This is a genomic window from Butyricicoccus pullicaecorum DSM 23266 (assembly GCF_900167005.1).
GTDB classification, from domain to species: domain Bacteria; phylum Bacillota; class Clostridia; order Oscillospirales; family Butyricicoccaceae; genus Butyricicoccus; species Butyricicoccus pullicaecorum.
Genome location: NZ_FUXW01000001.1, coordinates 272,967 through 295,016, shown reverse-complemented (window position 1 = coordinate 295,016; position 22,050 = coordinate 272,967). Strand labels below are relative to the sequence as shown.

General features: G+C 58.7%; 22 protein-coding genes. 5 read left to right on the top strand and 17 right to left on the bottom strand.

Going from position 1 to position 22,050, the window contains the following annotated elements; all coding sequences use genetic code 11:
* Positions 1-13 precede the first annotated feature (13 nt).
* On the bottom strand, positions 14-520 hold the full coding sequence (locus B5D52_RS01530; RefSeq protein ID WP_016147709.1) for an O-acetyl-ADP-ribose deacetylase: 507 nt from the start codon (positions 518-520) through the stop codon (positions 14-16).
* Positions 521-630: 110 nt separating this feature from the next.
* Here B5D52_RS01530 and B5D52_RS01525 point away from each other — a divergent pair, with 110 nt between their 5' ends.
* The 3 genes from B5D52_RS01525 to B5D52_RS01515 all read left to right on the top strand — a co-directional run bounded on the left by B5D52_RS01525 (position 631) and on the right by B5D52_RS01515 (position 1,821).
* The gene (locus tag B5D52_RS01525) at positions 631-1,107 is read left to right on the top strand and encodes a hypothetical protein (protein ID WP_016147710.1); all 477 of its coding nucleotides are present in this window, start codon (positions 631-633) and stop codon (positions 1,105-1,107) included.
* A 31-nt stretch (positions 1,108-1,138) separates the two neighbouring features.
* Complete coding sequence (locus B5D52_RS01520; RefSeq protein WP_242825644.1) at positions 1,139-1,342, top strand: zinc ribbon domain-containing protein; 204 nt, start codon at positions 1,139-1,141, stop codon at positions 1,340-1,342.
* A gap of 140 nt (positions 1,343-1,482) precedes the next feature.
* Positions 1,483-1,821, top strand: coding sequence for a hypothetical protein (locus tag B5D52_RS01515; RefSeq protein ID WP_016147712.1), 339 nt, complete (start codon positions 1,483-1,485; stop codon positions 1,819-1,821).
* Positions 1,822-1,859: 38 nt separating this feature from the next.
* Here B5D52_RS01515 and B5D52_RS01510 read toward each other — a convergent pair whose 3' ends face one another.
* The gene (locus tag B5D52_RS01510) at positions 1,860-2,807 is read right to left on the bottom strand and encodes a DMT family transporter (protein WP_016147713.1); all 948 of its coding nucleotides are present in this window, start codon (positions 2,805-2,807) and stop codon (positions 1,860-1,862) included.
* Positions 2,808-2,835: 28 nt separating this feature from the next.
* Positions 2,836-3,543 carry a hypothetical protein gene (locus tag B5D52_RS01505; RefSeq protein WP_078689091.1) on the bottom strand — a complete coding sequence of 236 codons (708 nt, stop codon included), beginning with the start codon at positions 3,541-3,543 and terminating at the stop codon, positions 2,836-2,838.
* Positions 3,544-3,715: 172 nt separating this feature from the next.
* Here B5D52_RS01505 and yqeC point away from each other — a divergent pair, with 172 nt between their 5' ends.
* A complete protein-coding gene (yqeC, locus tag B5D52_RS01500; RefSeq protein ID WP_016147715.1) occupies positions 3,716-4,426 on the top strand; it encodes a selenium cofactor biosynthesis protein YqeC in 711 nt (236 codons plus the stop codon).
* Positions 4,427-4,647: 221 nt separating this feature from the next.
* Here yqeC and B5D52_RS01495 read toward each other — a convergent pair whose 3' ends face one another.
* The 12 genes from B5D52_RS01495 to B5D52_RS01440 all read right to left on the bottom strand — a co-directional run bounded on the left by B5D52_RS01495 (position 4,648) and on the right by B5D52_RS01440 (position 16,316).
* On the bottom strand, positions 4,648-5,214 hold the full coding sequence (locus B5D52_RS01495) for a nucleotidyltransferase family protein (RefSeq protein ID WP_016147716.1): 567 nt from the start codon (positions 5,212-5,214) through the stop codon (positions 4,648-4,650).
* The gene (locus B5D52_RS01490) at positions 5,211-6,212 is read right to left on the bottom strand and encodes an XdhC family protein (protein WP_016147717.1); all 1,002 of its coding nucleotides are present in this window, start codon (positions 6,210-6,212) and stop codon (positions 5,211-5,213) included. Before B5D52_RS01490 ends, B5D52_RS01495 begins: the two co-directional genes overlap by 4 nt.
* Before the next feature lie 12 nt (positions 6,213-6,224).
* Positions 6,225-6,464: a putative Se/S carrier protein gene (locus tag B5D52_RS01485; protein ID WP_016147718.1), complete on the bottom strand. Its 240-nt coding sequence runs from the start codon at positions 6,462-6,464 to the stop codon at positions 6,225-6,227.
* 12 nt (positions 6,465-6,476) lie between these two features.
* Positions 6,477-7,613: an aminotransferase class V-fold PLP-dependent enzyme gene (locus B5D52_RS01480; protein ID WP_016147719.1), complete on the bottom strand. Its 1,137-nt coding sequence runs from the start codon at positions 7,611-7,613 to the stop codon at positions 6,477-6,479.
* Positions 7,600-8,442 carry a selenium-dependent molybdenum cofactor biosynthesis protein YqeB gene (gene yqeB / locus B5D52_RS01475; RefSeq protein ID WP_016147720.1) on the bottom strand — a complete coding sequence of 281 codons (843 nt, stop codon included), beginning with the start codon at positions 8,440-8,442 and terminating at the stop codon, positions 7,600-7,602. The genes B5D52_RS01480 and yqeB overlap by 14 nt, the downstream gene beginning before the upstream one ends.
* Entirely contained in the window at positions 8,439-9,086 is a 648-nt protein-coding gene (yedF, locus tag B5D52_RS01470; RefSeq protein WP_016147721.1) for a sulfurtransferase-like selenium metabolism protein YedF, read from the bottom strand. The genes yqeB and yedF overlap by 4 nt, the downstream gene beginning before the upstream one ends.
* A 44-nt stretch (positions 9,087-9,130) precedes the next feature.
* Entirely contained in the window at positions 9,131-10,153 is a 1,023-nt protein-coding gene (gene selD, locus B5D52_RS01465) for a selenide, water dikinase SelD (RefSeq protein ID WP_016147722.1), read from the bottom strand.
* A 4-nt stretch (positions 10,154-10,157) separates the two neighbouring features.
* Positions 10,158-10,505 carry a winged helix-turn-helix domain-containing protein gene (locus B5D52_RS01460; RefSeq protein WP_016147723.1) on the bottom strand — a complete coding sequence of 116 codons (348 nt, stop codon included), beginning with the start codon at positions 10,503-10,505 and terminating at the stop codon, positions 10,158-10,160.
* A gap of 19 nt (positions 10,506-10,524) precedes the next feature.
* Complete coding sequence (locus tag B5D52_RS01455; protein ID WP_016147724.1) at positions 10,525-11,436, bottom strand: MOSC domain-containing protein; 912 nt, start codon at positions 11,434-11,436, stop codon at positions 10,525-10,527.
* 1 nt (position 11,437) lies between these two features.
* On the bottom strand, positions 11,438-12,397 hold the full coding sequence (moaA, locus tag B5D52_RS01450) for a GTP 3',8-cyclase MoaA (protein WP_016147725.1): 960 nt from the start codon (positions 12,395-12,397) through the stop codon (positions 11,438-11,440).
* A 21-nt stretch (positions 12,398-12,418) separates the two neighbouring features.
* Positions 12,419-13,441 (bottom strand): molybdopterin-binding protein, encoded by a 1,023-nt coding sequence (locus B5D52_RS01445; protein ID WP_016147726.1) that lies wholly within the window; start codon positions 13,439-13,441, stop codon positions 12,419-12,421.
* A 163-nt stretch (positions 13,442-13,604) separates the two neighbouring features.
* The gene (locus tag B5D52_RS01440; protein ID WP_016147727.1) at positions 13,605-16,316 is read right to left on the bottom strand and encodes an SEL1-like repeat protein; all 2,712 of its coding nucleotides are present in this window, start codon (positions 16,314-16,316) and stop codon (positions 13,605-13,607) included.
* Between the two features lie 354 nt (positions 16,317-16,670).
* On the opposite strand from B5D52_RS01440, the gene B5D52_RS01435 reads away from it, so the two are divergent.
* On the top strand, positions 16,671-17,993 hold the full coding sequence (locus B5D52_RS01435) for a uracil-xanthine permease family protein (RefSeq protein ID WP_016147728.1): 1,323 nt from the start codon (positions 16,671-16,673) through the stop codon (positions 17,991-17,993).
* 116 nt (positions 17,994-18,109) lie between these two features.
* On the opposite strand, the gene xdh is transcribed toward B5D52_RS01435, so the two are convergent.
* Positions 18,110-20,671, bottom strand: coding sequence for a selenium-dependent xanthine dehydrogenase (gene xdh / locus B5D52_RS01430; protein ID WP_016147729.1), 2,562 nt, complete (start codon positions 20,669-20,671; stop codon positions 18,110-18,112).
* A gap of 5 nt (positions 20,672-20,676) precedes the next feature.
* On the bottom strand, positions 20,677-22,041 hold the full coding sequence (gene hydA, locus B5D52_RS01425; RefSeq protein ID WP_016147730.1) for a dihydropyrimidinase: 1,365 nt from the start codon (positions 22,039-22,041) through the stop codon (positions 20,677-20,679).
* Positions 22,042-22,050: the final 9 nt, after the last annotated feature.

The window sequence follows — 22,050 nt, the reverse complement described above, 5'->3', positions numbered from 1 at the left end:
TTTGCTGTCGTTTTTAGTGCAGAGCGTTCTCATACGCCTGTGCAGTGCGTGCGTCAAAGCATACCAGAAGGACGCGCTCGGGCACCGCATGCGTTTGCAGAAAGGCTCGAATCTCGCGCACCGCGATTGCGGCTGCACGATCAAGCGGAAAGTGATAGACACCGGTGCTGATGGCCGGGAATGCTACCGTGCGGCAGTCGTGTTCTGCTGCGAGAGCAAGGCAATTGCGATAGCAGTCCGCGAGCAGGTCATCTTCCCCGCTCTGTCCGCCGTGCCAAATCGGTCCCGGTGTGTGGATGACGTACCGCGCAGGCAGTCGGTATCCGCCGGTGATCTTGGCCTGTCCGGTCGGGCAGCCGCCCAGCGTGCGGCACTCTGCCAAAAGTTCCGGGCCTGCCGCACGATGGATGGCACCGTCCACACCACCGCCGCCCAAAAGGCTTGTGTTAGCCGCGTTGACGATCGCGTCAGCCTGGATCTTGGTGATATCGCCCTGAACGATCTCGATTCTTGTCTGCATCACACCGACCTCCCATTGTACTTTATGTTCAGTATACGCCGCGCACGTGCTGCTTGTCAAAGGCACATCGGTATGGTAGGATAGAGAAAACATTGCAAAGAAGGTGTAATATGCACGATATCATCCAGCACACCGAACGGCGCTTCCGGTGGCTTTGTGCGATCGGTATTCTGGCTATCGCTGTTTACGCAGGGATTTACGCAATCGGACTCGGCGTACGAACCCCTGTACTGACCATCTTGTTATTTGCGGCATTCATCTGGCTGCTGCTGTTCGGAAACGGGATACTACATATACTGCACAAGTTGATTGGTGATACGACTGTGATACGCAAAGCGCTCTTTATTTTGCTGTCCGCGGTCGTGTGCCTGTCCATCCTCGCAGCGTCGGCTGTCTTGCTGTTCATCCCATTTTTCCTGCCCGAGCAAAAGATCGTCGAGCAGGATGGGACATCGTACGTGATGCAGGCCGAACTTGAGAGATGGGAAACCGTGGGATTTTCCTATCACAAGCGTGTTTTTCTGCTGTTTTACGAGCGCCAGCCGTCCTGGTCGGACACCGATTACACGCGCTGGCAGGAAAGTTAATCATTGGAAAGGAAGCGATTTTGTGCAAAAGATGACATATACCTGCTGCAAATGCGGCTGCAAAAAGTTCACACATCACACGTTTTACGGTGCAAAAGGGTCGATGGCTGCACTTTTCGACATTCCAAACGGGGAGTTTATCACCATCAGCTGTGCAAACTGCGGTTACACCGAATTTTATCTGAAAAAGACCGAGAGCGGCAAAAATATTCTGGATTTTTTGTCTGAAAACTGATTTTTCCTCTTTGACATTTTCCCACAGGCTCTGTATAATATGAGTTGATATGCGGATATCGTTCCGCTCCCGTCGTGCCGCTGATTTTGGCACGTCGGCCCTATTTTTTCTTTGATCTATGAAAGGAGTCACCAAAACCCATGTCCATAGTACTGTCCTACCGTGCCCTGCGCGATGAGCCCCTGTCCGCAGACGAGGCCGCGGCCATCGATATTGTGATCGCACGGTACCAGTCCGATTTCGAGTACCGCGAAGCGGCTGACGCATTCACGGTGAACCCCAGCGACCCCAACGCTTCCGAAGTCATCTTCTCCGGCACGGTCTGCCTGCCCGCAGAGGATGCCGAGTCACGCGACTACTGGATGTGCTGTCTGACCGATATCCGCCGCATTCTGGAGGATGCAGATTGGACCGTCTCGCAGGGCGACACTGCGCTCGACTGGGATGAGGACGACGGCTGGATGCTCCCTGAAACATAAAAACAAGACCGCCTTTGCTCTAAAAGGCGGTCTTTCTGTTAGGATTCGGTTTGTGAGACGCTTCGGTTGACCAGGAAGATACCGACGCAGACCAGAACGAGTGCGATTCCGGCGGCGGGGCCGAATACGCCCTGTTCACCGAGCAGCAAGGCGGACAGGAACACGCCGCAGACCGGGTTCATAAAGCCGTAGATCGATACCCGGCTGACCGGGTTGTGCTGGAGCAGCACCGCCCACAACGAGTATGCCACCGCAGACAGCATGCCGAGATAGCCGAGCAGCAGAAAAGCTGCGGGTGAGGTCGGATAGATGCGTCCACCGCCGATGAGACCGACGGCAATCAGCACCAGACCGCCCCACACGAACTGATAGCCGCTCAGCGTGACTGGAGATTCCCGTTTTGCGTACTGCTTGACCATGACCGACGAGATCGCGTAGGCCAGCGAGGAGATCAGGACGAAGCCCTCACCGTTCCACTGCATGGAAAAGTCCAGTGCTCCGCCGCGTGTATTGATGAGCACGACACCGGCAAAGCCCGCAACACAGCCGAGCAGCTTGGCGGCGGTCATGCGCTCCTGACGCAGGACGATGGCCGAAATCAGGATGGAGAAAAAGACGTTCGCCGAGACGATGATCGACGACTTGACGCCTGATGCGTGCGCGACACCGATGTAAAAGAAGATGTACTGCGTAACCGTCTGCACGAGGCCGAGTTTTAAGATCATCGACCAAGATGTAGGTTTTGGTATGAGCCAGCGACGTGCACCGATGCTGCCGATGCACAGCGCGAGCAGTCCGGCCAGTGTAAAGCGCAGTCCGGCGAACAGCAGCAGGCTGGGCGTGTGGTCTCCCGCGATGCCAAAGAGGCGATAGCCGATCTTGACGCACGGGAACGCGCTTCCCCACAGCATACAGCACAGCATGGCCAGCAGTCCGACCACGACCGGCTGCGTCAGAAATGCCGTCTGTTTGGATTTTGATTGCATGAATGTTTGTCTCCCTTATTTGTGATTCTTAACCCCAGATCTCCAGCGCTTGCTGGTAACAGGCCAGGCGATCGGGCCAGTTTTTTGGTGCGGGTGCGGTCTCGTCCCCGACTGTGATGGATGTTCCGTCCGCGCTGACCGTGTACTCTGCACCCTGGACGATTTTACCCAGTGCATCGTCTGAGATCGTCCAGCCGTTGATCGCATACTGCGTCGCCAGAAAGACTTCGACTGTATTGCCACGCTTCTTGGCGTATGTATTGGGGTTGGGGTCGGGTGCCGTCTTGCCCACGCTCCACTCCCAGCAGGCCGATTCCCACGGATAACGTTCAGCGATGTAAGATGCGGTATCCGCACCGTCAAAATCGTCCCCCATCGCCTGCAAGAAGGCCAGCTGCTCGCTGCGGTGGGTGAGCTGCAAATAGCCTGCGCCGCGATCGTTTGTACTGCATCCATGGGCAGCGTAATAGTCCTCACCGCCCTCTTCCAGCGTCAGACGCCCTTTCCCGCTCTCGCTCGCCGCCGTTGCAAAGAACATCGTGAGGCTTGGGCGGGATGTGATCTTGTACTTGCGCAGCAGATGATTAAGCTGCCAGACCTCCCCGAACGAGGTATCCCCCTGCCATCCAAAGTCGCGCAGCTGACCGCCTGTGATGGGGTACCATGCCATGCGCGCAAACCACAGCAAGACCAGTGCTGCCGCCGCACCGGCCAGTATCATGCGTCTGCGCTGCATGATTTGCTTCTTTTGGGCTTTGGATACCCGCTTTTTCGCAGTCGTTCCGGTCTTTGATCGGGTTGTTTTTCCGGTTTTGGAAGCGCTGGGCATCTGCATCCCCTCCCTTCGCATAGTTCCAGTATACGAAGTTTGTCCTATATTTGTCAACCATTCAAAGGAGGCCATCCCTATGGATTCCGCAAAGCGTATCGCCGTCATCGGCGCAGGCGGTAAGACCACCACCCTATCCAAACTGGCTGATCTGCACCGCACAGCACGGGTTCTGTTGACCACGACCACCCATATTTTCCCCTTTTCCCCGCCAGTGTGCGACCGGTTGTGTATCGCGCCGACCGCTGAGGAAATCACGCAGGCGCTTGCGCAGCCGGGTGCCGTCTGCGCCGGCGTTCCGTCCAAAAATGGGAAACTGACGGGGTTGTCAGAAGAGATTTTGCAAGCTGCAAGTCAAAGTGCGGACTGGATTTTCTACGAGGCCGACGGTGCCAAGTGTCTGCCGCTCAAGCTGCATGCGGACACCGAACCGGTGATTCTGCCGGAGACAGCGCACTGCTTTATCGTAGCAGGTTTGTCGGCGTGGGGCAAGCCGACCTGCGAGGTCATACACCGGTATCAGTTACGGGAAGATTGGGCGCAGAATCCGGGACGTTTGGTAGATAGTGCGGTGATTGCAGACTGTGTACGCGATGCGGTCAATGCGTGTGGGCTGCCGCATGCGCATTTGACCGTGCTGCTCAATCAGGCTGACACAGTGACGGAAAAAGTGGAAGAGATTGCGGCTATGGTACGGGAATTGGAAGCCGAGGAGTTAACATGCAAAACATGCAGTTTGCGGGAGGATAGCGATTTGGCTAGGGTCTTGTCGCTGGAAGGCATCCTATAAAAACCAAAAAAGAAAGACCAACCGAATCGTTGGTCTTTCCAGAAATTGCGCACTCTGTGGAGTGCGCTTTTTGTTTCTTTTCAGGTTGAAACCCGGGTCGTACACCGGGTTTCAAAAGGGGATTTCGCTGTCTGCGGACAGCGACTCAGGGCTCTGCCCTGAGAACCCGCAAGCCTTTCGAGAAAGGCTTGAGCGAAAGCTTCAATCAGGGGTGCGGTGGTTTAACGATACCTTTGATAGGTTTCCGGGTCATCGAGGTCGACAAGCGTTCTTTCTTCCGTCCAATCTACGAAAACTGTTTGCTCGGCGTACTGTCGATACACCCGTTTTCCGCCCTGATCACCAGTCAGCGTCATCAGCTCCAGTAAAAATCGTTTTGGAAAGACACACGGGCTGGACGGTCGATCTTGAATCTTGGGAACCGTGATTTTGTCCGTATCCAGGCATGTTTTGCACAGGGTGTGGACAAGCTCGACGGTCAAGAACGGTTGGTCGGCGTTCAAGAACATAGCTGCTGTCATCCGTTCATCCACAGCCTGTGCACCGGCTGCGACCGAATGCCCCATACCGAGCGCGGCATCGGGTGACGGGACAACCTCGAAACCGTGCTTTTGGGCATAGTCCTTGATTTCCGGGGTATTGGTAACCAAAACGCGCTGATCGAAGGGCAAATCTGCAATGAGATCGACCGGATAAGTGAAAACCGGCCGACCGTTCAAGGGCAGCAAGAGTTTGTCCTGTCCCATTCTCCGGGACAATCCGGCAGCCAGCACGACTGCGGCGATCATCCGACCACCTCGAACAGCACATCGATCATACCGCCGCAGATCATCCCTGATTTTCCGGCCTCACCATTGGACATATTGAAAGTCAGCAAACAGGGCTTGCGCTCCTGTTTGAGCGTCTCCGCCTTCTGGCAGACCTCATATTCCGCGAGTCCACCGCCGACCGTGCCCAGTTTATGCCCGTTGTCCATGAAGAACATGCGTGCACCCATACCGCGCGGTGCCGAACCCTGCTTGCGCACGACAGTTGCCATAATACCTGTCTGACCCTCTGCCAGCGCGGTCAGCATGGCCTCAGACAGTCCGGCATTGGCGCTGCCGCGCCGGGTCTGGATGAGTTCACCCACGATGGCTACCGCGATTTCCTCCGGTGTCTCAGCGCCAATCGACAGGCCGATGGGTGCGTGCACCTGCGAGAGCTGTTCTTCGGTCACACCCTCGCTTCTGAGCAGGTCAAAGACCGCTTTGTTTTTGCGCTTGCTGCCAATCATGCCGACATAGGTGCAGGTGTGCCTCAGCACCTCACGCAGGCATACCGTATCGGCAGCATGGCCGCGCGTTACGATGACAACCGACAGATCGGGCAGGCTCTCCCAATCCAGATGGACAAGCAGGTCGGTGAAATCCCGGCAGACGACTTCGTCCGCCTCGGGAAAACGAGATGGTTCAGCAAACTCCGGGCGATCGTCGGCCACCAGCACCCGATAGCCCAGCATTTTGCCCAGCTTGACCACGGGCATAGACACATGACCGCCGCCGCACACGAGCAGTGTTTTCTGTTGACACAGCGTTTCGCAGAGCACACGCGCACCGGTTTTGCGGTCAGTACAGATAAATGGCGGCTTGCATGCGGAAATGTCCTCTGCGGCGTCCACAAACGGCACCCCGTCTACCACATTCCGGCTCTTTCCCATGTCGTCGCCGTCCAGAACGGTCATGCGGCACACCGTATGGCCATCCAAAATGGCCTGTGCCAGCTGCTGATAGCTATTTTCCTGCATAAAACATCCCTCTCAGATGGTTAGATGGTGAAAATTCTGTGCAGTGACGCCAATGTCCGACAACAGCGCACGCAGCGCCTCCTCTGCTTCAGTCGGTGCACTCCACGCAAGACCGCACCCGGCTGTGATCTCGCGCGGCACCGGAATCAAACGCCCGGAAACATCGTGCTCACGGGCTGCTTGCTCGGTTTTCATGGCTGCTGTCGTTGTGTGGAAGGTCACCACCACACGCGGTGATTTTTTTCTGAGCATGCTTGACCTCCTTCACGCACCGATCAGCGCACGAATGGCACCGATGGCAGTATCGATCTCATCCTCGGTGTTAAAGTACGAGAACGAAAAGCGCACAATGCCCTGTTCTACCGTGCCCAGCGCATAATGCATGAGCGGTGCACAATGCGCACCCGCGCGGGTGCAGATGCCGTAATCCTCGGTCAGCGCGTCGGCCACTGCGCCTGCGTCCTCGCCTGCGAGGTTCATCGCAACGACCGCCGTGCGCAGCGGTGCGTCCATATCGCCGTAGACGATCACACCGGGCAGGTCACGAATGCCCAGATAAAAGCGTCTTGCGAGGGCTTCTTCCCGTTCCCGGATGGCATCCAGACCGGTCTGCGCGATAAAATCCAGACCGGCAGACAGACCGGCAATGCCGGTCGCGTTCATCGTACCGGCTTCCAGCCGTTCGGGATAATCGGCTGGGTGATGGCGGTCAAAGCTGTGAATGCCGCTGCCGCCGACCTTGAGCGGACGGATCTCCACGCCCTCGGCCACGCACAGTCCGCCCGTACCCTGTGGGCCGAACAGTCCCTTGTGACCGGTAAAACACAGAACCGAAATGTTCTGCTCTTTCATGTTGATGGGCAGCACACCGGCTGACTGCGACGCGTCCACGACAAACAGTAGACCGTTCTGCTGACAAAATGCACCGATGCGTGCGAGGTCCAATCCGTTGCCCGTGACGTTAGAGGCATGGGTACACACCACGGCACGGGTATTCTCGCGCAGCGCGGACGCAAAATCGTCGTAGCAGATGCGTCCCTGCTCATCTGCGGGTAAAATGGTCAATTCCAGTCCCTGATCTTGCAGCAAGAAGAGCGGACGGAGCACCGAATTGTGCTCAAGCGCGGTCGTGATGACGTGGTCACCCGGTGCAAACAGGCCAAAGATGGCCGTGCTCAGCGCATCGGTTGCATTATAAGCAAAACACACCCGCGCGGGGTCATCCAAACCAAACAGTTCAGCCAGCTGGGTGCGGCAATGGAACACCGACCGGCCGGCCGCAAGCGACAGCGGATGACCGCCGCGTCCGGGAGAACCCAGTGTGTCAAAGGCTTCACTGACCGCCTGCTTGACCGCAGGCGGCTTCAAAAATGAGGTTGCGGCAGAATCAAAATAGATCAAGGCAGCGAACTCCCTTCTGCATGGACAGGTGCAGGATGGCTTCGAGCACACCGCCCGCAATGTTGCGTGCCTTGTCCGAAATGGTATCGCAGTTGTCCTTCTGTTCCATGCGCGGGTCGATATCGGCAATCTTAAGTCCCTTCGTGACCGCGTAACCCGGTCGAATCAGACCGCGCAGCACACCGTCCAGCGTCGCATAGACCGGGGTCTCGCCGACCATGGCGATGACTTCACTCTTGTGCACCACGCTGCCGATGTCCACGGTCTGACCCTGTGCATCGGTCACCAGCGTAAGCGCACCGTCCGCCGGTGCGTGAATGACGCGCTCCTTGGCATAGCCGCCGATGAGTCCAGGAACACCGGTATTCGGGATAGCAGCGCCCGTGTACAGGATGCGTCCCAGACTGTGACCGCGCATGGTCTCGATGACCGAGTCCACATCCTCACCCGCCGTAAAACCGGGGCCGAGTGCGACCGTGATGCAGGCCATATCCCGCGTCGTACCCAGATTGCGCTTTGCCAGAATGGCATCGACCACGACGGTCGGATTTAATTTGCGGATGCTCTCGCCGGTCTCGTCCACGATGAGCGGCACTTCCCCGTTCTGCCAGACACGCTCCATCTGGTCAAGCGAATCGATCTTGCGGCAGGTCACGCCTTCAACCGTCGTCACGCCATCATAGACTGCTTCGGACAGGGCAGCACGGCGACGGATGGCCGACGGCTGTGCGCACTCGGTGAGCAGTACACGAAAGCCGCTGTTCACCAGTCGCACAATGGTACCGGTCGCGAGGTCGCCCGCGCCGCGTACAATGACACAATTTGTCACGGACGAATCACCTTCCCTGCGTTTGCCATGGTTTCCGCGATCACGTACATATTGGTCACCGAGCCGACCGCCAGCTTGTCTGCCAAACCGTAATGGTTGAGGCAGGTGCCGCAGGTCAGAATCTCGGTGCCGTTCTGTGCGAGCACCTTGAGGTCTTCCACGGTGTCCGCACCCTCGCACGACAGTTTTGCACCGCCGTTGTAGAGCAGGACGGTTGCGGGTGCCTCGTCCAGCTGGGTCAGCGCGTAGACAAAGCCCTTCATCAGTGCAGCGCCCAGCGTATCGTCACCGGTGCCCATGCAGGACGAGGACAGAACAACGACGGTCGGGCCTGCCGGAGCAGGCGTGCAGCACGGAACCGGGTCAAGGTCAGGCAGGATATTCGCCAGTGCCTCACCGGCATCGTTCATGACTGCCGACAGCACATCACTGCTGACCGGCTGAATGAGAATGCGCCATCCGCCGTCGATCTCGCTCGACTCGGCATTGAGGCCCATCTGACGTGCCATTTTCTCGACGTTCTGACGGGCGATATCGTTGTCGACCATGGTGATGACCGGCGTACCCTGTTCCTTGATCGCGTTTTTGGTGTCAATGACCGGCTGCGGACAAGCCTTGCCGCGTGCGTCTACAATCGTTGCCATACTGATGAACTCCTTTTTATTTGATATCGAATCACATTCAGGTTTTACCCTTCTACGATGATTTCCGCGTCCATACGCGGGATAAACTGACCAATTTTGCCGCAGGGCAGGCCGATGGAAGCGATTTCCGCGACGAAATCGTCGGCTTTGTCGGCATCTAGCGCGAACAGCAGACCGCCCGAGGTCTGGGGATCGAACAAAATCTCCTCGTCTGCGAAGGACAGGCCGCGCAGTTTGACCCTGCCCTCGGCAAAGTTGCGGTTGCGCTGGGCAGCAGCGGTCAGATAGAAACCGTCGGCGTAGTCTCGCGCCTCGGGAATGACCGGAATGCCTGCCATGTGCAGACGTGCGGTCAGGTCAGGACGGGTCATCTCGTGCAGATGACCGAGCAGGCCGAAGCCGGTCACGTCGGTGCAGGCGTGCACCGGGTAACGGTCGGCAATCTCGGACGCGTACTTATTGAGCGTGGTCATGGACTTGACCGCCAGCGCGAGTGCCTCGTCCGAGGCCGCGCCCATGCGTGCCGCCGTGCAGGTCAGACCCACGCCGAGCGGCTTGGTCAGGACGAGTGCATCCCCGACGTGTCCGGTATTGTTGGCGCGGATGCGGTCAGGGTGGATGGTACCGGTCACCGACAGACCGTACTTGACCTCGCTGTCGGCAATCGAGTGACCGCCCGCGAGCGAGCCGCCTGCCTCGATGACCTTCTCGCTGCCGCCCTGCAAGATGCGTCCCAAAATGTTGAGATCCATCTGCTCGGGGAAACATACGATATTGAGCGCAGTGCGCACGGTGCCGCCCATGGCGTACACGTCGCTGAGTGCGTTGGCCGCGGCAACCTGACCGAAAATATACGGGTCTTCCACCATCGGTGGGAAAAAGTCCAGCGTCTGCACGATGGCGAGGTCATCGGTCAGGCGATAGACCGCCGCGTCGTCGCTCGACTCGGTACCGATCAGCAGGTTGGGATCGGTCGGCCGCGGCAATTTTTCCAGCACTCTCGCCAGTGCCGCAGGCCCGAGCTTTGCCGTACAGCCGCCGCCTCTGCAAAATTGAATCTGCTCCACAGACTCACACCCCTTCAAAATATCGTGCCGCAAGGTCTAGCAGCGCTTGCTTGCCTGCCTTTTCAAACGCGCGGTAGCGTGTCAGCAGGTCACGTCCCTCGTTCGTCAGCACCGCACCGCCGCCGCGTGCACCGCCGATGCGGCGCTCGATGAGCGTGCATCCCAGGCAGGCCTCGCTGCCCTTGACAATATTCCACGCCTTGTTATAGCTCATGCCCATCTCTGCCGCGCTGCGGCGCAGCGAGCCGTACTTCTCAATGCCCTCCAAAAGCTGGGCAATGCCCGGACCGAAGGCCTTCACGCCGTCCGACAGGATACGCAGCGTCGCGTCGGCTGTAATCTGATGTGCCATTGTTGGGTCTCCTTTCCGATCAGGTGCGGGCGCACTCGCCGTCGGTATTCAGCAGCAGCCGCAGGCCGTGCCCAATCACATCGATAAACGCGTCCATGCTCTCGCGCACCGCCTTGGGGCTGCCGGGCAGGTTGACAATCAGCGTGCGTCCTCGGATGCCGCTGGTTCCCCGGCTGAGCATGGCACGACTCGTAAACTGCATACTATACGCGCGGATGGCCTCGGCAATGCCCGGGACTGCACGGTCGATCACATCTTGCGTGGCCTCCGGGGTCACGTCACGCGGTGCAAAGCCCGTGCCGCCGGTCGTGAGCACCAGATTGCAGCCCTGTTCATCGCACATGCGGCGCATGGCCTCGGCCAGCTGTGCGCGGTCATCCGGGACGATCTCAGTGCACACGACCTGATAATCGTTCGGCAGACGCTCTGCGATGGCAGGGCCGCTCAGGTCCTCGCGCTCGCCCATCGAGCCTTTATCGCTCGCCGTGATGATACCAACCTTGTACACCAGGTGCATTTCGTCGCCCTCGGCAATCTCGCCGCCGTGCAGCACACGCGCAAACACGCCTTCACGGGGCATGATGCAGTCGCCCATGCGCTGGAAAATCTCGCAGCCGTGGTGACACTGCTTGCCGATCTGGGTGATCTCGAGCAGTACCTCACCGCAGCCCAGACGGGTGCCAACCGGCAGACGTGCAAAATCAAAGCCGTCGACCAGCAGATTTTCACCGAATGCGCCGTCCTTGACCGCCGCACCGCGTGCGTTAAATGCCTGTACTTTATCGTAAGAGAGCAGGCTCACCTGACGGTGCCAGTTGCCTGCATGTGCGTCACCCTCCACGCCGTAATCGACGCGCAAAGTCGCCTTGTGAACATTTTCTTTCTGTGTGCCGCGTGCCGGACTGGTACAGACGGCAATGACCTTTCCCATATTATCCTCCAATTCCATTCATCGTGCGGTCGGCGGTATCGTGTTCGCTAAAGTGGTGACCGGTCGGCTTGCCATAAATCGCCCGCTCGATCGCCGCTTGCATGCCCTCTTTGCCGTCCCGCAGGTAGGGCTTGAGATCCAGCCCGTCGGGCTGTGCCAGACACAGGCGCAGCATGCCGTCGGCTGTCAGGCGGACACGGTTGCACGAAGCGCAAAAACGGTCGTGCACCGCACCGATCAGGCCGAACACACCGCCGTCCTGCCAGCCATAGCACACGGCAGGGCCGTTGCCCAGCTTGCCGCCTCGGAAGGGTGTAAATCCCGGCATGGCCTTTTGGATGATGTCCAGCACCTCGGCGTTGGACAAGCCCTGACGGCTGGCACCCAGTCCGACCGGCATGAGCTCGATAAAGCGCACCGGGCAGTCGTGTTCGCGGCCGAACCGCACCAGATCGACGATCTCGTCGTCGTTGAACCCGCGCACAGGCACCACATTTAGTTTGACCCGCATGCCGGCTTTCTGTGCAGCCTGCAGGCCGGAAAGTGCGTCTTTCAGCTTGCCGCACCGGGTGATCTCGGCGTATCGGTCGGGGCGCAGCGTGTCCAGACTGAGATTGACCCGACTGATGCCTGCATCGGCAAGTGCCTGCGCCTGACCCGGCAGCAGCAGGCCGTTTGTGGTCAGGGTGACCTCTTCAATGCCCGGAATCTCGCCCAGCATACGGGCGAGCGTGGGCAAATCGTGACGGCACAGCGGTTCGCCGCCGGTCAGCTTGACCTGCCGCAGTCCGAGCTGTGCCAGCGCACGCACGACCTCGGTGATCTCTTCAAAGCGTAAAATTTCCTCATGCGGCAAAAACGGTACGCCCGTCTCGGGCATGCAGTACCGGCACCGCAGATTGCAGCGGTCGGTCACCGACACGCGGACATAGGTGATGTTTCGTCCCAAGCGGTCGATCATCGCGCCGCCTCCTCTCTCTTGTTACTTGCCAAAACCGCAGTTCGGGTAGGTGCACACCGGGCAGTTCAGGCACAGGCCGCCCTCGCCCAGTGCGGCCAGATCGTCAGCGGTCACCGGGTCACAGGCTGCCAGTCGGGGCAGAACCAGATCAAAAATGGTGCGTTTTGCGTACATGACGCAGCCGGGCAGGCCGCAGACCGGCACACGGTTTTCTCCATAGTAGGACAGCAGGAACATGGCACCCGGCAGAACGGGTGCGCCGTAGCTCACGATGTCCGCACCGGTGTTCTTAATGCCCAGCGGGGTCTTGTCGTCCGGGTCAACGCTCATGCCGCCCGTGCACACGACCAGTTCAGCACCCTGTTCAATGAAGTCCAGAATAGCCTCAGTCAGACGTGCCGGGTCATCTCCCACGCGGCGCACGCCGACGGTCTCCATGCCGTACTCTGCCAGCTTGTTCTGTACGACCGGCGAGAACTTGTCCTCGATCAGTCCCTTTTCCACCTCGTTGCCGGTGACCGCAATGGCAGCACGACGCAGACGGTAGGGCATCAAGCGGAACAGCGGCTGGTCGCCTGCGGCCTGCTCGGCCTTTTTGAGCTTTTCTTCGGCAATCACCAGCGGAATGACGCGGGTACCCAAAATCTTGTCACCCTTTTTGACCGGCGTATTGCCGTGACGCGAGGCAATCATGACCTCACCGGCACCATTGACCGCCTTGAGACGTGCGGTATCCACCTTGAGCAGGCCGTCACAGTCGGCGGTCAGCTCGACCTTGCCTTCCTTGACTGCGCTGCGCACAAAGTGCTCGGTGCCGCACAGGTCGGCCAGTCGCTCGGCAGCCTCATTTTCGTGCAGCATGCCCGGTGTTTTCTCCCAGACGAACAGGTTTTCCTTGCCCATCGAGAGCAGAACCGGAATGTCCTCCTCGGTTACAATATGTCCCTTGCGGAATCGTGCGTCCTTATATTCTCCCGGAATGATCTGGGTCAGATCGTGGCACAGCACATGGCCGACTGCGTCCTCGGTTCGGATGGTCTTCATCGTGCAATACGCGCTCCTCTCATGCTCGTTTTCTTCATTTTATCATCCGGTCAAATGAAAAGCAACCGTTATTTGCCTCATGGGATAACGCGCAGTCCATCCAGAGACAAAAAAGAGGAGAGCTGCCCGTTCGGGACAACTCTCCTCATAACTTTTAACAGGGTTATTTCTGCTCGCCGTCGGCATTTTCAGCCTGCTGCGCCTGCGCCGCAGCCTGTGCAGCCTTCTGGCGCTCCATCAGCTCGTGCTCGAACTTTTCCAGACGTGCCATCATGTCCTTGGCCTGTGCAAATCCGGCTTCTGCCGCCTTGCTCATCCAAGCCTTGGCCTCGACCAGGTTACGGCCTACGCCGTCACCGTTCCAGTACAGTGCACCGACGTGATACTGCGCCGGGACGTGTCCAGCCTCTGCCGCCTTGAGTGCCCACTCGAACTCCTTTGCGCTGTCCTTGGGTACACCCTTGCCCTCGCGGTACATCTGAGACAGGTGGAAGCCTGCCGGTGCAAAGCCTGCCTCAGCAGCCTGCTCGTACAGGTGAGCCGCCTTCTCGGGGTCAGCCTCGATGCCGACACCGTTCAGGTACATAAATGCCAGATTCATCATGGATTCCGGGTTTTTCAGCTCCGCGCCGCGCTCGAACCAGTGACGTGCCTTGTCATTGTCGGCCTCTACGTGGTCACCCTTGGCGTAGCACAGACCGAGTACACCGGCTGCCGGGCCGCTGCCCGCATTTGCTGCGACTTCCAGCATACGCAGGCCGGTCTTCTCGTCCTGCTGAATGTCCTTGCCCTCAATCAGGCGCAGACCGGTGTACAGCAGACCTGCCGGGGTTGCACCGCGCACGGTGTCGCGGCGGGTCTCAAGGGTCTTGAGCAGTCCCTCAGCGCGCTTGTCGCCCGCTTCCTTGGACTTCTTGGCCCACTCACACGCATCTTCCATGAGCACGAGTACCTTCTCAGGCTCACGCACACCGAGGGTGCGCTTCCACTCGAGCAGTGCCATCTCGCGCATTGCGTTTGCGTTGCCGTTCTCAGCCAGCGGACGCAGCAGGCTGTCCGCCTTGTCCAGATCACACAGACCTTCGTCCTTGGCGTCGCGATATGCCATGCCAAGATACATAGCGCCGTTGTCGTCGCCCTGATCGTATGCCTTCTGGTACCACTCCATTGCGGTCTTCATGTCCTTTTCGAGCGTCTTACCCTCTTCGTAAGCAACGCCCAGCAGGATCATAGCACGTGCGTTGCCAGCCTCGGCCGCACGGCGATAATATTCGATGGCCTTGGGCATATTCTTCTCGGTGCACATGCCGGTCTCGTTGGCCATACCCAAAAACAGCATACCGCGCGGGCTGCCCTGCTCAGCTGCCTTGGCATAATACTCGAGTGCCTTCTTGGGATCGGCTGCAACGTCGCCCTCGCCCTTTTCATAGTACTGGCCGAGTGCTGCGGTTGCCTCCGCGATGCCCTCCTCGGCGCACTGTTCGTACAGTTCCATTGCCTTCTGGTGGTCGCCTGCCTTGGCAGCCTCGACAGCCTCGACAAAGCGGTCACCACCGCCGCCCTGCAGACGGATGATATCGGGCAGCATCTTCTTTGCCTTCTCAAAGCCCTGCGCCGATGCCTTTTCCAGCCAGTTGCGCGCACGGCCGAGCATTTCGGACTGCATTTCCGGGTTCAGATCGCGAGCGCGCTCCAGATACCACAGACCCAGATCATACTGTGCCTGCGCGTAATCCTGCTCAGCCGCACGGGTGTACCAGTGTACGGCTGCGACCGGGTCCTGCTCACAGCCGAAGCCACGGCGGTAAGCCGATGCCAGCAGGAGCTGTGCACGGGCGTTGCCCTGCTCTGCCGACTTGAGATACCAGGAGAATGCTTCCTCGGGACGGGGTTCAAACTCGCCCTCGCCGCCGTTCTCGCACAGAACGCCTGCCGAGCACTGCGCGCGGACATGTCCGAGCTCTGCCGCCTTGGTGTACCAGCGCAGCGCCTTGGTGTAGTCCTGACGCACGCCCTCACCATTTTCGTAGCACAGACCCAGATTGAACGCTGCCGGTGCCGAACCTGCACCTGCCGACTGGCGGAACAGGAAAGCTGCATTCTGGAAGTCGCCCTTCTTATAAGCTTCAACGCCCTGGCGCATCCACTCGTCGCGCTCGCTCTCCTGCAGGTTGTCCAGCAACTGCTGTGCCTTTTCGTGACCCTGTGCCGCGGCAGCCTTAGCCAGCGGAATGGCCTTATCAAAGTTGCGGTCTACCAGATCGCCCTTGCTGTACAGCAGTGCAAGGTTGAACTGTGCCGAAGCGTCGCCCAGATCGGCCGCCTTGCCCAGCCACTCGACTGCCTTCTCGCCATTGGGCTCAAAGCCCAGGCCCTTGACGTACAGCGTACCGATAAACAGCATCGCACGCGGATAACCCAGCTTAGCTGCTGCCATGGCGCAGTCAAAGCTGCGCTGGAGCGAGCGCTCTACGCCCTTACCGGCGAAGAACAGCTGGCCGAACTCAAAGATAGCTGCCGGCATGCCGCCCTTTGCGGCATCGCCCAGCGCCTGCAGAGCGGTGCTGTAATCGCCGCGGTCGCGTGCTGCGATACCTTTTTCATAGAGTGCGTTTGCCTCTTCCTCCGGGATCTTGAGGGTGGACTGGACCGGTTCAGCCGGCTGCTCCTCCACCTTCTCAAACATCGCACGGACTTCTGCGATCTTGGTCTCAGCCTCGCTGTGACCAAACTCCTTGGCCTGTTCTAACAGATCGAGCGCCTTGTCGTACTGCTGCGCTTCGAGCTGATCGAGTGCGTCCTCATAGAACGCACGCGCTTGTTTTGCACGTTTTTTCTGTTTTCTCTCTTCCGAATTACCAAATGGCCATATCATGCTTTTCGTTCCTCCTCACAGCGGACGCGCACACCCGCTGGTTGTCTAGCTTTCATTGTACCACAAGCCCGCCCGTTCCACAAGAAAACACAGCCTCTTTTTTCCGTCCTGCATTTTCTTTCATGGTTTCCTGCATTTTACTCCCATTTTAGCGATTTGTTTCCGTTGTTTTTGACTGTGAATTCAAACGTTTCCTTCGTCTATTCGCATTTTACATAAATTTTGGCCTTGCGATTTGGCCGTCACAAGCTTTGTTTTACTTGAAAGTTTCCCTGCATTCCTGTATAGTAATGTTAATGAAATCGGTGCAAAAAATATTTTTTTGTCAAAACCAAAGATTGTGAGGCGTCCATTATGAACAAACATACCCCGCACGACGCGACGGCGATCTTCCAGTACGAGGGAATTCCCGCCGCCAATCAGCTCGTTCCGCTTGGACTTCAGCACGTTGTCGCGGCTGTCGTCGGCATCGTCACCCCGTCCATCCTGGTAGCCAACACCTGCGGCATCGAAGGAGCAGATCGCACCCTGCTCATTCAGGTTTCCCTGCTCGTCACCGCACTCGCTACCCTGCTCCAGCTGTTCCCGATTTTCGGGCGCATCGGTTCCCGTCTGCCCGTCATCATGGGTATCAGTTTCGCCTATGTCCCCACGCTTCTGGCCATCGGCGGACAGTTCGACCTGCCCACCATCCTGGGCGCTGAGATCGTCGGCGGTGTCGTCGCCATCCTGTTCGGCATCTTCGTCAAGCAGATCCGCGTTCTCTTTCCGCCCCTCGTCACCGGTACCGTTATCTTTACCATCGGCCTGTCGCTCTATCCCACCGCAATCAAGTATATGGCAGGCGGTGCGGGCACCGAAGGCTTCGGTTCGCCCCAAAACTGGTTCGTCGCCATCCTTACCCTGCTCGTTGTTACCGTTCTGAGCCACTTCTGCAAGGGTGTCCTCAAGCTCGGCGCCATCCTCTTCGGTATGATCGTCGGCTACATCGTCGCTTACGCGATGGGCATGGTATCCTTCGCTGAAGTTGGTGCTGCTGGCTGGTTCAACCTGCCCGCTCCCATGCACTTCGGCATCACCTTCGAAGTCAGCGCATGCGTCTCGCTCGCGATTGTCTACATCGTCAACGCAGTTCAGACCATCGGTGACCTGAGCTCGACCACCATGGGTGGTATGGACCGTATGCCCACCGACAAGGAGCTGTCCGGTGGTATCATCGGTCAGGGCGTTATGAGTATCGTCGGCGCAATCTTCGGCGGTCTGCCCACCGCAAGCTACAGCCAGAATGTCGGTATCGTTACGGTAAACCGTGTCATCAACCGCGCAGTCTTTGCCTTCGCCGCAATCGTTCTGGCAGTCGCAGGTTTCGTACCCAAGATCTCCTCGATCCTCACGACCATTCCGCAGTGCGTCATCGGTGGTGCAACCATCTCGGTTTTCGCAACCATCACCATGACCGGCGTGCGCATGATTACCTCGGACGGTTTCTCCATGCGTTCGAGCGCTGTTGTCGGCCTGGCAGTTGCCATCGGCGTCGGCATCACCCAGGTACAGGGTTCGCTCGGCGGTTTCCCGACTTGGGTTACCACCGTATTCGGCAGCTCTCCGGTTGTCGTTACGACCATCGTTGCGATCCTGCTCAACCTGATCCTTCCCAAGGAAGAAGCAAAGAAGTAAATAAAACCGATTTCTCAAAGTCCCGCTTCGTACAAGCGGGACTTCTTTTATCCCCAAAAAACAATGCAAAAAGACCGCTCCCTATCTTGGGAGCGGTCTTTCTTTATGCGATTTCTTTACTTGGGCGTATACGGGGTATCCTCGAGCGGCAGCGAAGTTCTGAACTTGCCATCCAGCTTGTAATATGCACCCTGTACCGCGGGAGCGGTCGGAATAGAGGTGATCTCACCGATACCGACAGCGCCGCAGGCCAGGTCGGGCTTGTTCTTCTCGACCAGGATGGCCTCAACGTCCGGGGTCTTGTTGGCGCGGAACAGACCGAGTTGTCCGAGCTTCAAGGTCGGCTTGCCATCCTTGAGCGGGAAGCGCTCGGTGAGCGCATAGCCCAGACTCATGACAACGCCGCCCTCGATCTGACCTTCGCAGGCGTTGGGGTTGATCGCACGGCCAACGTCATGCGCTGCGACAACCTTTTCCAGCGTGCCATCCTCGTTGAGCAGTACGACCTGGGTTGCATAGCCGTAAGCGACATGGGAAACCGGGTTGGGCTTGTCAGCGCCCATCGGGTCGGTCTTTGCCAGATACTCGCCATAGAACTCCTGACCTTCCAGATCGGCCAGCGTACCATTGCCGCGTGCCTCAACCAGCTGCTGGCAAGCACGGCGGCAAGCCTCGCCGGTAACCAGCGTCTGACGGGAACCCGAAGTGACGCCAGAATCGGGTGCGGTGTTGGTCTGTGCTGCCACGTAAACCGTGTTCTCAGCCGGCTCGCCGGTAGTCTCGCAGACAATCTGGGTCAGCACAGTGCCCAGACCCTGACCGATGCACGATGCACCGGAACGAATGTGAATCTTGCCATCTTCTACGGTCAGGCGGCAGCGTCCCCAGTCGGCCAGACCGACACCGACACCGGCATTCTTCATTGCACAGGCGATACCGGCACGCGGATGGGACTCAAAGACATCCTTGACCGCTTCGAGCGTTTCAGCCAGTGCGGTGCCCTCGAAGGCAATCTGTCCGTTGGGCAGTACCTGTCCCGGACGGATGGCGTTGCGGTAACGAATCTCCCAGGGCGAAATGCCGACCATCTCTGCCAGCAGATTGAGGTTGCACTCGGTGGCAAAGCAGGTCTGGGTGACACCGAAGCCGCGGAACGCGCCTGCGGGCGGGTTATTGGTATAGACAGCCGTGCCGTCAATGTCGATGTTCTGGTAGTTATACGGGCCAGCCGCATGGGTGCAGGCACGCTGCAGAACCGGACCGCCGAGCGATGCGTATGCACCGGTGTCCGAGACAACCTTGACGCGGGTGCCGACCAGAATACCATTCTCATCGCACGCGGTCGTGCACTCAATGGACATCGGATGACGCTTGGGATGGATGAGCAGCGACTCTGCGCGGGTCAGCTTGACCTTAACCGGACGGCCGGTCAGGTAAGCCATGAGCGCTGCGTGATGCTGTACCGACATATCTTCCTTGCCGCCGAAGCCGCCGCCGACCAGTGCGTTGACGACGTGTACATGCTCTGCGGGCAGTCCGAGCATCAGTGCGCATTCGTGCTGCGTGGTATATACGCCCTGGTCGGACGACCAGATGGTCACCTTGTTCTCGTTGCGGTCAAAGTCCGCAATCGCGCACTCAGGCTCCATAAACGCATGCTCGGTAAACGGGGTCTCGTAATGACGGGTCACGACGTACTTTGCATTTGCAATCGCCGTGTCCGGGTCGCCTCTCTTGAGCTTCTCATGCGCCAGCACGTTGCCGCCGCGATGCACAAGCGGTGCGTCCTCCTTCATGGCCTCATGCGGGTCAAAGACCGGTTCCTTGACCTCATAATCGACCTTGACCAGCTTCTTGGCCTGCTCGACTGCTTCCAGCGTCTCGCCGCAGACCAGCGCGATGGCATCGCCCAGATAATGGGTGTAGCCCAGAATCGGAATCAGGGTATCCCAGTCGTGCTTGATATGGCCGATCTTATTTTCGCCCGGAATGTCGGCAGCGGTCGCGATGCGCACGATGCCGGGCACCTTCTCAGCTTCGCTCGTATCAATGCCGCGCACGATGGCACGCGGATACTCAGCACGGACAGCCGAAGCGTACAGCATGCCCGGAAATTCCATGTCGTCGGTGTACAGGCCGGTGCCCAGTACCTTCTCACGCACGTCGATGCGATGGATATGCTGTCCACCGATACCGGTGATGGGCGGAACTTCGGGAATCTTACCGCCACCCCGCTTGATTTCTGCTGCGAGTTCTACCGCGTCGATGATCTTCTTGTAGCCCGTGCAGCGGCAATAGTTGTTGCGCAGCGCAAAAGCGATCTCGTCGCGGGTGGGATTCAGATTCTGGTCAAGCAGCGCCTTGGCACAGATAACCATACCCGGGATACAGAAGCCGCACTGTACTGCACCGGCCTGGCCGAACGCGTAGACATACAGTTCCTTTTCCTCGTCGGTCAGACCCTCGACCGTCTGCACGGTCTTACCGTCCACGCGGGACAGCTTCTGTACACAGCACTTGGTGGGCTTGCCGTCGATGAGCACGGTACAGGTACCGCAGGCACCCTCCGAGCAGCCGTCCTTGACCGACTTGAGTCCGAGTTCGTTTCTCAGCACATCCATCAGGCGCTTGTCCTGTTCGGACTGATAAATCTTGCCGTTGATTGTCAGCGTATACATGATTTTCACCTCATTTTATCACGCGGGATGTACCGTCCGCGCCCGGTCTCGACCAGTTTGCCGTTCTGCACTGCGTGTACGCCGCTCAAAAATACATCGCGCACCGAGCCCGCCGTGCGGAATCCCTCAAACGGGGTATAATCACAGTTATGATGCTGATTTTCCGCCGAGATGGTAAAATCGGCCTTGGGGTCATAGATGACAATGTCGGCATCCTTGCCCACGTCCAGACTGCCCTTGCGCGACCACACGCCGAACATCTTGGCCGGATTCTCGGCCAGCATCTGGCACAGTGCGGTGACCGGAATGCGTCCGGACGCGACTGCTGCGGTGTACATGACGGTCGGACGGTGCTCGATGCCGGGCATACCGTTGGGAATCTTGGTGAAGTCGTCTCGTCCCATCTCCTTCTGTCCCTTGAAGTTGAAAGAACAGTGGTCGGTGGACAGAATGTCGATCTCGCCGTTTTCCAGTGCCTGCCAGAGTGCATCCTGATCGGACTGCGGACGCAGCGGCGGCGAGCAGACATACTTTGCGCCCTCGAAATCGGGCTTGTTGTACACTTCTTCGGTCAGGGTGAAGTACTGCGGACAGCTCTCGACCAGTACCTGCTGGCCGCGCTCGCGTGCCGCGCGAATCTCGCTCAGGCCGTCGGCGGTGGACAGGTGGACAATCCACGCCGGTGCGCCTGCCAGATCGGCAATGCGCAGGAAACGGGACACCGCTTCGCCCTCCACGATGGACGGACGGGTACGCGGATGCCATGCCGGGCTGGTGTGTCCGGCTGCGACTGCCTTCTCGCGCAGGCGGTCGAGCACCGGGCCGTTTTCACAGTGTACGCCCAGAATGCCGCCGATCTCGCGCATCTCGCACAGCAGATCGTACATCTCACGGTCGTCTACCATCAGAGCGTCATAAGCATAGTACGCCTTGAACGAGGTCACGCCCGCGTCTGCCATCTCGTGCAGCTCGCGGCGGGTCTGCTCATTCCAGTCGGTGACTGCCATGTGGAAGCCGTAGTCACAAGCACACTTGCCGTCGGCACGCTCGTGCCATACGCGCAGCGCGTCTTTGAGCGTGCCGCCCTTGTCCTGGGTGGCAAAGTCAATAAGCATGGTGGTACCGCCTACCAGCGCAGCTTCCGAGCCGGTCTTAAAGTCGTCGGCAGTCACCGTGCCCGAGACCGGCATATCCATGTGGGTATGTCCGTCGATAAAGCCCGGGAATACCAGGCAGCCGGTCGCGTCGATGTTGTGATCTCCCGACAGGCCAACGCCTACCTTCTGAATAATGCCGTTTTCGATCAGCAGGTCACCCGGGCGCGTCTCCGCGCCCGTGACCAGCGTACCGTTTTGAATACAGGTCGTCATGGTTTGCTC